Here is a 10,496-nt window from a genome sequence, read left to right as displayed (position 1 = left end):
TCCTTGTGACTGGTCTTAACCTTCTCATAAACGTGCTCTGTGTCACCGTTTGGAAGTTTCTTAGTCTCTACGAAGCGGTAACCTGGAATGTCTTTCTTCGGTTGTTCACCGTCTTCGGTTGGAATTAATGTATTCCCCTCAGTATCTACAAATGAAGTAATTGGACGTACAGTTGGTGTGTATTTTGCAGTTATTTCTGTTCCGTTCTTATCAACTCGTTTGACTGTAACTCCTGAAGCCTTCCCAACAAAGTCTTTTTCTGGTGTGAAAGTTACCACACCATTTTCATCAATGGTATAAGTTCCTTCTCCCGGAACAACTTTCTTAGTTGTGCCATCATCAAAGGTTGGTTTAACATTTTCATCAATTTCAACAGTCTTCTCCACACCGTTTACTTCAACTTTACCACCAGTAAAAGTTGGTGTACCGTTTTGTGTTTGTCCTTTAGGTCCTTCAGACTCATCATCTGTAGAAGTTGGTTTAACAGGTATTACAGTTGGAGTATACGTTGCTGTAGCAGTTGCTGTAATATCCGTATAATTAGCATCTTTTCCTAATTTTGCAGTAAGTGAAACTGTGACAGGTGTAGCTGTACCGGTAAATGTCTTCAATGGAACAAAAGTTACTTCACCTGTTTCATTATTAATTGAGTAGGTACCCTGACCATCAATTGTTAGAGTATCAACAAATCCACCTGTTTTTGGATCTACTAACTTAGCAGGCGAAGAAGCACTTGGTTTTACTGGTGATCCATCTCCAACAGATGTAAAGGTTGGAGTTTCTTTTTGAGTAGCACCTTGAATATCAGTCGAAGTCACATTATGTCCTTCAATCGTATCAGTTACTGTAATATGGTAGGTTGTTGTAGCGGTTGATGAATCAACTCCATGATCAACTCCCGACTCAGTTCCACTGATTGTTGCTTCAGTAGTATAATTTCCATTACTATCAATAACATCAATCTTAACAGTATATACTCCTACTTCATTTAAGCTATATCCACTAGCAATATTATAGTTATTTGCATCTTGTTTGGTATCAAATACTTTTTGAACTCCTGAAGGCGATGTTACTGTGATTCTAGTGATATAGGTAGTTTTTCCATATTTAGTATCTTCAGAGTCTGAGATGCTTACTGCAGCTTTTGCTTCATTACGAAGGTCAACAGCTGTACCTTTTGTTGAAGTATAATCTTGTGAAGTTGCTGTTGGTTTTGTATTTACTACAGTTGCCACATCAGTATTTGTTGCAATCGTCCCTCTAATAATACCACCAAATCCTGACTTAGTATGAACTTCCCAAGAGTCATTTTCAAGCTTAGTAGCAGTCACTTCAGTTCCATCAGATGACGCCCAGGTATTTGAATGTTTATCGTAAGTGACAGTTACTGACATTCCATCTCCTACCTGATTAGTATTCTTAGAAACATAAATCGTTTCTGGACGAGTTGGCGTTTCTACACTTGTCACTTTCCCAGTGCTATCAAGCTGTCGAATGTACTCATAGATATAAAATTTCATACCACCGTCTTGCTGAGCTTCTGTGTACACTTGACGTTTAGTCCATCTTGTCGTACCATCACCATTCAGTGTTTTACTTTCAGCATAGTCGCCAGGTAACTCCCAGTGTCCGGTAGCCTTATTAAAAGTAGCAGTATGTTTTTGCCCATCTGTTCCATTTAATTCAACTTGTTCACGTAAGAAAGTTCCCTTAACATTTTCAGCAGATGCTTCTACTCTAATATTGTCCACACCAACTTTGGCAGTCGCCTCTGATGTCACAGGAATATTAAAGACTGTATCGGAATCTACAATACCTAATTCTTGATTTTCAGAAACAGCTGTGTTGGTTGAACCACTGTCTACGAGCCATTTGCCATTAACTGCTTTTAGATTGGTTACAGTACCATCCGGCATTGTTACCTTAGCACTTGATGCACCTTTAGAAATTTTAACTGGTACAACTGTTGAGTAAGTTTCAACGTTTTGAACCTCAATCTTTGGTTTCACGACTAATGTTACAGTAGCATGCGCTTCTTGTCCAGATTGGTTCCAAACATTATTATTAGCCAACTTATCATAATCTTTTGCAAATACGGAGACTGTGTAAATTCCTGCTTCAGTTAATTTTCCAGAAATGATTCCTTTCCCCATATTCGTTTGATCAGCAGCTTGCTCTTCAGAAGTACTATTAGCAACACTATATTTAGTTCCTGGAATTAATACTTTAGAATCATCTAATTGTTCACTAATAGTGTTATATCCTGAAATTCCTGTCACTGCTCTAGAGAATCTTTGAGGTACTCTTACAACTTTGCCTTCAACCGTCGTATAGTTATAAGTTCCTCGACTATTGGCTGGTGTTGCACTTGCACCTGACTCATCATAGAATTGAATATTTACATTAGCATCGTCACCAACAATACGATCATAACGCTCAGAATCTGATTTTATTTTAGGAGGCGTACTATCTTGCCACCCGACCCAGCCAGCACGAAGATTCTGAATTTGGAAAGTTACCGTTCGACCATCTGTATTGGTCGCAGTAATATTAAATCGTAAATCATAAACTCCATTTTCAATATCCGCTATAACTTTTCCTTGAATTGTGTCTGTTTCTGAATCGTATGTCAATCCCGGCACAAGGTTAGTTGGTGTTACAGAAGTTAAACTCCAACCAGCTTGCTTGGCTTTTTCTGTAACTGCAATACGATCTTTCAAACCTTTAATATAAACTCTGTCAACTCCTTGTTCATACCCATAGCCATAAATTTCTGTAGCTAGGTATTCATAACCACCGTTAGCAGAGTAAATCGATGTTGCAGCGTTTAAAATTCTTGACCCATCCGCACGGAGTTTATTTCTCCAAAGTGGTGCTTCTTCAGCTAACTTTTTAGCAGCATCAGGGGTTAATGGATAGTCTACACGTCCTTTGTTGTTATGACCAGTTTTTCCACCTTGTTCTGTATGCATCCCATTTCCAGCATTTGTATCATTACCAACCCGCTGATTAGAATAGACTTCAATCTCTAGACCTGTAGCATCAGTACCCGTAATTAATTTAATTTCTTGTACTGGAATTGTATAGGTATCTTTACCAGTATGATTTGCAGCGTTTGTTTCCGATGCATGAGTTGTGTTAGAACCCTCTTCGGCATAGAAATCTTGAGCAGCCAAAGCGACTCCAAAGTTTCCATCTTTTCCGATTCCTGCTTTTTTTAGCTCATTATATACTGCAAGAATTGACTCGTTCAAACGTGACAATTGTTCATTGCCTTGTTTAGCTGTAACGCTATCCGTAGCTAACACTTTTTTAGCTTCCGCAATAACTTCCTTATTATTAGCTATCGCCGCCTCAATTGCCGCTTTGTTTTCAGCCTCAAGCTTATTTTTCCGGACTGCTTCAGTTGCTAAAACATTGGTTACCTCAGCTTCAGAGGTAACTTGTTCTAAAACTTTTTTACCTTCTTGGACTGGTTCGACAGTTTCTTTTATTTCTTCTACTTTTTCTGCTTTTTCTGTAGATTCCGTTATTTTCCCAACTTCGACAGACTCAGCAAATACCGTAATTAAATCCTTAATCTTAGCAAGTTCAGTATCCACTTCCTCTTGCTCAACTATCTCTTTTGAGATGACAGATTTCGCAGAATCTAATTGTTCTTTAGCAGATGTTAGTACCAAGTCATCTATATTCTTTGCTGTTTTTACTTTCTCTTCAAGTTCTGTAATTTTTTTAACTAAATCCGTTTTATCAACCGTCTTAAGGACAACTTCTTTTTCTTTTTTTATCGAAGTTTCTGGTTTTTCTGTTTCCGTAGAAGATTCCGCATTCAATGTCGATGTTGAAACAAGCGTAGTATCTGCTCCTTGAAGTTCCATCGCTGATACTGCTCCATTGCCTAAAAACATCAAACCTGCTGAAATTGCTACTGATGCCGCTCCAAAACTATACTTTCGAATCCCATATCGAATGTATTTCTCCGTTCTAAAACCCTGTTGCTTACTCTTCATAAGAAAAACAACCTCCCTATTTTTATTATATCGATATTGAAATATAGAAAAAAAACGAAATTTCTTCCCTACTCAAAAGATGGTCTTTAAATTTCATTATTCTAAAAGGATTATATCCTCGTATTCAATATGCATATTCATACTAACACTTTTTTATATCTTTTTCAACATTTTTAATAAATTTATTTGAGAAAAATACAAAAATAATTTAACATCAAATACTTTAAAATGCCAACATTCACATAGGTTTACATCATGTAAATTTCAGATATTATTTATCTTATAATTAAATAAAATACACTTTTATGTATTAATTTGTTTTTTAGGGTTTTGTAGAAGTTGAATTTTTCCCACCCTTATATTGTTATAACAAAAAAATTTCTATAAGAAGTACACAAATCAAACAGTATATTTCTTAACCGTTATTTATAGATTATCATGAAAATTTGACTTAGAGGCCGAAACTCTAAACCTTGACTAGAGATTCATTTTTTGTTAAAATGTAACAAATCTTATTACATCTATCATAAGATAATCCGTGAAAGGACTTCAACTATGAAATCATTAAAAGGTATTTTATTTATCGGGCTTAGTATGTTTCTGACTATCCTAGCTTGGCTCAGTTCAGGTGTTAGTCAGTTTCTAATCCCTGGTTTAGCTCTCACTACTCTTTCACTTACTTTTATACTAGCTAGCCGTTTACCCCTGCTTGAAGCTTGGTTTAACGGACTTGAAAAGATGTATCTAGCTCATAAATTCACCGCTTTTCTATCCATTCTCCTACTAACCCTACACAACTTTAGCATGGGCGGTCTCTGGGGTTCGCATTTGGCCGCCCAGTTTGGAAATATCGCTATCTATATCTTTATCAGCATCGTTCTGGTTGCCTATCTGGGACAATACATCCAGTATGAAGCATGGAGATGGATTCATCGATTGGTTTATCTAGCTTATATCTTTGGCCTCTTTCATGTTTTGATGATCATGGGAAATCGCCTTCTCTCCTTTAGTTTCCTAGGTCTTATCTTTGGAATCTATGCTATTTTAGGCTTGCTTGCAGGTTTTTATATTATTTTCCTTTATCAAAAGATCGGTTTCACCTATCTTGGAAAAATCGTAGGAATCAAACGCCTCAATCACGACACGACTGAAATTGAAATAGAACTCAGTCATCCTTTCACTTACGAATATGGACAATTTGCCTTTCTAAAAATTTTCCAAAAAGGTTTTGAGACTGCTCCACACCCTTTCTCCATCTCAGGAGGACAAGGACGAACTCTTTATTTTACGATAAAAAACTCTGGTGACCACACCAAGAATATCTATGACAATCTTCAAGTTGGTAGCAAGGTTGCGGTTGATCGCGCCTATGGGCATATGACTATGGAACATGGTCCAAAGCAGCAAATCTGGATTGCAGGTGGAATTGGAATGACACCTTTCATCTCTTATATCCGGGAGCATCCTATCCTAGACAAGAGCGTCCGCTTCTACTATAGTTTCCGTGGAGAGGAAAATGCTGTCTACCTAGATCTACTTCGAGACTACGCCCGTCAAAATGCTAACTTTGACCTGCAGCTGGTCGATAGCAATGAAAAAGGATACCTGACTTTGGATCAAGAAGAAATCCCTGACCAAACTACAGTCTATATGTGTGGACCTCTTCCTATGATGAAGGCCCTTGCCAAGCAAATCAAGAAAAAGAATCCCAAAGCAAAACTCATTTACGAAGGTTTCAAGTTTAAATAAGATCATTGTCCCTCTAACACAAAAGAGGGACTTTCTTTTCACTTTATTTCCCTCTTCTGTGCTATACTTAGTTTAGTACATTCTTTGAGATTGGAGCCAGTATGAAAATCCATAAAACCGTGAATCCCGTTGCTTATGAAAACACTTATTATCTAGAAGGGGACCAACACCTGATTGTGGTTGACCCAGGTAGCCATTGGGAAGCTATTCGCAAGACCATCGAGAAAATCAACAAACCAGTCTGTGCGATTCTCCTGACCCACACCCACTACGACCATATTATGAGTCTGGACTTGGTTAGAGATACTTTTGGAAATCCCCCCGTTTATGTAGCAGAAAGTGAAGCCAGCTGGCTTTACACTCCAGTCGACAATCTCTCTGGCCTACCTCGTCATGATGATATGGCTGATGTCGTCTGCAAACCAGCTGAACACACCTATGTCTTTCATGAGGAATACCAGATCGAAGAGTTTCGTTTTACGGTATTGCCAACACCTGGCCATTCTATCGGAGGTGTTTCTCTGGTTTTTCCTGATGCCCATCTAGTCTTAACCGGAGATGTTCTATTCCGCGAAACCATCGGACGGACAGACCTTCCTACAGGTAGCATGGAACAACTTCTCCATAGTGTCCAGACTCAACTCTTCACTCTTCCTAACTACGATGTCTATCCTGGGCACGGCCCGGCTACGACCATCGCTCACGAAAAGACCTTTAATCCCTTTTTCTAGCAAACAAAAAACCAAGGATAATTTCCTCGGTTTTTTTGTAGCTTCTATTTTTATGTTAATATTTTCTCAGAAGAATCAATATTGACTAGAAAAATAATTCAAAACTAATTAGCCGGATTCAATTCTTTCCAACTAATGTTAGACAAATCAAGCTTTTCAGAAGAGATATCTAAAACTTGCTCTGCTTTTTCATTGCCACCGATTTGAATAGTTGCTTCTTTAATCTTCTGGACTCCATTTTTATCAAACGAATATAAAGCCAAGTTCATTTCTGGACGGGTTGACTGCCAGTCTGCATAAGAGACTAGACCATTTTCGTAAATAACAAAGCCTGAGCGAAAACCACCTGCAGAAGCTACATAAGCTGTGTGAAGTAAGTTAGGCTTTTGATTTTCCAAATAATAAATGGCTGAAACAAATTTTTCATCACCAATAAGCAACTCGTCTTGCCCATCCTTATTCAAATCAACAATTGCGTATTTCCAATCGGGTGCATTATGATAATCCATTCGAGAGAAAACTAGGCCATATTCTTCTGAAGCAATCTTATCTTGTTTATTTTCCTTGTATAAATCTTCTCTATTACCTTGTTTTAAAAGGTCTGTAAAGTGGTTATAGCGTTCAATCACTTCTTTATATAAATCTTGTCTAGTTTCTTTCTTATTTTCAGCAGTCGATTGCGATTCCTTGGTTGACGAGTCACTAGTATTTTCAGACTTTGCTTCTGTTGATACACTAGTCTTATCGTCTTTGGAGACAGATGATAGTGCAGATGAAGATTCTGTATTACTCTTGTTTTTAATGAAACCACAAGATGCTAGAACTGAAATTGAAAAAATAGCTGATAGCATCATTAAAAATTTCTTCATGTTAACCTCGATAGCATTGCATTTTCAGATTGATAAACTTCAAAAATGAATCATTAATTCCAAGATGATACTTGGTTAGGGACTTACTTTACCAAATAATCACACGATCCTCTGGTGAACGCCACATACCGTCGCCTTCTTTGACATCATAAGTTGTAAAGAAGTCATCGAAGTTTGGCACCTGGATGTTAACACGGAGTTTGGCTGGCGCGTGCACATCGACACTAGCCATGAGTTTCATCAACTCTGGACGACCTTTCATGCGCCAGATACGAGCAAAGTTGTGGAAGAATTCTTCAGCAGAAAAGTCTGGCTCTCTCTTGGCAGCTTCAAGGGCTGCAGCAATTCCTCCAAGGTCGGCAACATTTTCTGATACGGTTAGTTTCCCATTAATCGTTGCTCCGTAAGATTCTTGTCCATCAAACTGGTCGATAACTTTCTGCGTTTTTTCTTTAAAGGCAGCATAGTCACTCTCTGTCCACCAATCCTTGAGGCTACCATTTTCATCAAAAGAAGCGCCATTTGTGTCGAAGGCATGAGAAATCTCGTGGGCAATAACAGCACCAATACCACCATAGTTAGCAGAAGATGACTGGTGCAAATCATAGAATGGAGCCTGTAAAATGGCCGCTGGGAAGACAATCAAGTTCTTCTGAGGATTGTAGTAGGCATTGACCATATGAGCTGGCATACCCCACTCCTTGTAATCAACCGGTTGGTTCCACTTGCTCCAGCTGTGCTTGATTTCCACACGCGCAAAGGCTAGGGCATTGTCAAAGAGACTGGCAGTTTCATCCACTACCTTATCCTTGTAGCGTTCTGGCAATTCCTCTGGGTAACCGATATAAGGCTTGATGACATTAAGTTTGACAATGGCCTTGTCACGCGTTTCAGGAGTGAGCCAGTCGTTCTTGGCCAAGCGTTCCTTATAAACGTCAATCATAGTCGCTACTTTTTTCTCTACGTCTGCCTTAGCTTCTGGGGAGAATTTTTCATGCGCATACCAGAGACCCAGAGCTTGCTTAAAGGGACCTTGGGCCAAGTGATAAGCTGCCTTGACCTTATCCTGAGCTTCTGGAACACCTGAAAGGGCACGTCCATAGGCACCTGATAGGACACGAATCTCATCTGTCAAATAGCTAGTAGACAGATTCACCACAGCCAAAATCAAGGTTGCCTTAAGCAAAGGCCAAGCTTCTTCACTATAGAATTGCTCTGCTGCTTGCCAGAAACGTTCTTCATCTACAATGACCTTATCAGGTACTTGACCAAGAACAGCTTGGAAAAAGTCATCTAAAGGTAGGGCAGGTGCAAACTTTTTGAAATCTTCATAAGAATATGGATGGTAAAGTTTGGCATACTCTGAACTCTCTTCGTTTGAAAGTACGACAGTTGCGATACGGCGGTCCAATTCCAATCGTTTCTCTAATAGATCTTCGATTTCTTCATCTGAGAAGTTATAGGCTTTGAGGAGATTAGAAGTACTTTCTTTCCAAAGGTTCAACAATTCCTCACGCTGAGGATGGTCTTCCGCATAGTAGGCTGTATCAGGCAAGATAGTTCCTGGAGCACTAGCCCAGAGAACATTGGTTCTAGCATCCATAAAGTCTGGTGATACTCCAAATGGAAGGAAGTTTGGCTTACCAGCTAATTCAAACTCTGCTAATTTGCTTGCGAAGTCCGCAAAACTTTCTAAATCTTGGTATTCCTTCAATAAAGGAAGGACTGGCTCAATTCCATCTGCTTCTCGCTTATCGAAATCTCTGACCATAGAGTGGTACTTGACAAAGTTTGCTAAGATAGAATCTTCTGACGCATCTTCTCCTGCCAGCCACTTGTCCGTCGTTGCCAGCATTAACTCTTCAATTTCCTCATCAAGGTCAATAAAGCCACCTGTTCGAGATTTATCAGCTGGAATAACAGCTGTTTTTTCCCATTCTCCATTGATTGCATCATAAAAATCGTCTTGATAACGTGTCATCTTGTTCTCGCTTTCATTTTTTCACTTATTCTTAGCTTAGCAAAAAACACTTGGGAATGCAATTAAAAATGGTCTCTCTTTTTTCTTCATTTTTCAGTTATTATTTTAAATTTTTTAAAAATTAACTTGACTTAATTTTTTTTTTAATGTATATTAAAAGACAGGAGGAAAATAACTGTATGATACGTATCGAAAACCTCAGTGTCTCCTACAAAGAAACGTTGGCACTAAAGGATATTTCACTAGTGCTCCACGGACCAACTATTACCGGAATTATTGGTCCAAACGGTGCTGGAAAATCAACTTTATTAAAAAGTATGTTGGGAATTATCCCACACGAAGGTCAGGCCTTTCTCGATGACAAAGAAGTCAAGAAATCTTTACATCGAGTTGCCTATGTCGAGCAAAAAATCCATATCGACTACAATTTCCCTATCAAGGTCAAGGAATGTGTCTCACTGGGACTCTATCCATCTATCCCGCTCTTCCACACTTTAAAGGCCAGCCACTGGAAAAAAGTGGCGGATGCACTTGAAATCGTTGGACTCTCAGACTATGCTGATCGCCAAATCAGTCAGCTCTCTGGAGGACAATTCCAACGTGTTTTGATTGCCCGCTGCTTAGTGCAGGAAGCTGACTACATCTTTTTAGATGAGCCTTTTGTCGGGATTGACTCGATCAGTGAAGAGATTATCATGAATACACTGAGAGACCTTAAAAAAGCTGGTAAAACAGTTCTCATCGTCCATCATGACCTCAGCAAAGTCCCTCATTATTTCGACCAAGTTATGCTTCTCAATCGAGAATTGGTTGCTATTGGTTCAACTGAAGAAACCTTTACCGAAGTCAATCTTAAGAAGGCTTACGGTAGCAAACTCTTTTTCAATGGAGGTGACCTATGATAGTAGAATTTATCGATGGATTGCAACATTTCCATTTCCTACAAAATGCCCTGATAACAGCTATCGTCATCGGGGTGGTTGCTGGAGCCGTGGGATGTTTTATCATCTTACGTGGAATGTCTCTCATGGGGGATGCCATCTCTCACGCAGTTTTGCCCGGCGTAGCCCTTTCCTTTATCCTGGGAATTGATTTCTTTATTGGAGCGATCATCTTTGGCTTGATGGCTTCCATCATCATTACCTACATCAAGGGC

At 39.1% G+C, this 10,496-nt stretch carries 7 protein-coding genes; 4 read left to right on the top strand and 3 right to left on the bottom strand.

Annotation, left to right across the window (positions count from 1 at the left end):
* Nucleotides 1–4,010: YSIRK-type signal peptide-containing protein (locus GMD6S_RS07080; protein WP_000837692.1), on the bottom strand; the 4,010-nt coding region annotated here is incomplete at its 3' end.
* 555 nt (nt 4,011–4,565) lie between these two features.
* Here GMD6S_RS07080 and GMD6S_RS07075 point away from each other — a divergent pair.
* Both GMD6S_RS07075 and GMD6S_RS07070 read left to right on the top strand, forming a co-directional pair.
* Nucleotides 4,566–5,759: a ferredoxin reductase family protein gene (locus GMD6S_RS07075; protein WP_004239874.1), complete on the top strand. Its 1,194-nt coding sequence runs from the start codon at nt 4,566–4,568 to the stop codon at nt 5,757–5,759.
* Nucleotides 5,760–5,860: 101 nt separating this feature from the next.
* Nucleotides 5,861–6,490 carry an MBL fold metallo-hydrolase gene (locus GMD6S_RS07070; RefSeq protein ID WP_000690834.1) on the top strand — a complete coding sequence of 210 codons (630 nt, stop codon included), beginning with the start codon at nt 5,861–5,863 and terminating at the stop codon, nt 6,488–6,490.
* Nucleotides 6,491–6,594: 104 nt separating this feature from the next.
* Here the strand turns inward: GMD6S_RS07070 and GMD6S_RS07065 are convergent, their stop codons facing one another.
* On the bottom strand, nt 6,595–7,359 hold the full coding sequence (locus tag GMD6S_RS07065) for a hypothetical protein (protein ID WP_025172625.1): 765 nt from the start codon (nt 7,357–7,359) through the stop codon (nt 6,595–6,597).
* A gap of 88 nt (nt 7,360–7,447) precedes the next feature.
* On the bottom strand, nt 7,448–9,340 hold the full coding sequence (locus tag GMD6S_RS07060) for a M13 family metallopeptidase (protein ID WP_000199228.1): 1,893 nt from the start codon (nt 9,338–9,340) through the stop codon (nt 7,448–7,450).
* Between the two features lie 179 nt (nt 9,341–9,519).
* On the opposite strand from GMD6S_RS07060, the gene GMD6S_RS07055 reads away from it, so the two are divergent.
* Nucleotides 9,520–10,242: a metal ABC transporter ATP-binding protein gene (locus GMD6S_RS07055; RefSeq protein ID WP_000619158.1), complete on the top strand. Its 723-nt coding sequence runs from the start codon at nt 9,520–9,522 to the stop codon at nt 10,240–10,242.
* Nucleotides 10,239–10,496 (top strand): metal ABC transporter permease (locus GMD6S_RS07050; RefSeq protein ID WP_000634599.1); only part of this gene is annotated, 258 nt, incomplete at its 3' end. The genes GMD6S_RS07055 and GMD6S_RS07050, both read left to right, overlap by 4 nt.

It is taken from the genome of Streptococcus sp. GMD6S, from assembly GCF_000297015.1.
This window is presented reverse-complemented; position numbering and strand designations above follow the sequence as displayed.

Bases quoted from the DNA above. Each gene is read 5' to 3' on its own strand.
- GMD6S_RS07075 (WP_004239874.1), top strand. From the start codon at position 4,566: ATGAAATCATTAAAAGGTATTTTATTTATCGGGCTTAGTATGTTTCTG.
- GMD6S_RS07070 (WP_000690834.1), top strand. From the start codon at position 5,861: ATGAAAATCCATAAAACCGTGAATCCCGTTGCTTATGAAAACACTTAT.
- GMD6S_RS07065 (WP_025172625.1), bottom strand. From the start codon at position 7,359: ATGAAGAAATTTTTAATGATGCTATCAGCTATTTTTTCAATTTCAGTT.
- GMD6S_RS07060 (WP_000199228.1), bottom strand. From the start codon at position 9,340: ATGACACGTTATCAAGACGATTTTTATGATGCAATCAATGGAGAATGG.
- GMD6S_RS07055 (WP_000619158.1), top strand. From the start codon at position 9,520: ATGATACGTATCGAAAACCTCAGTGTCTCCTACAAAGAAACGTTGGCA.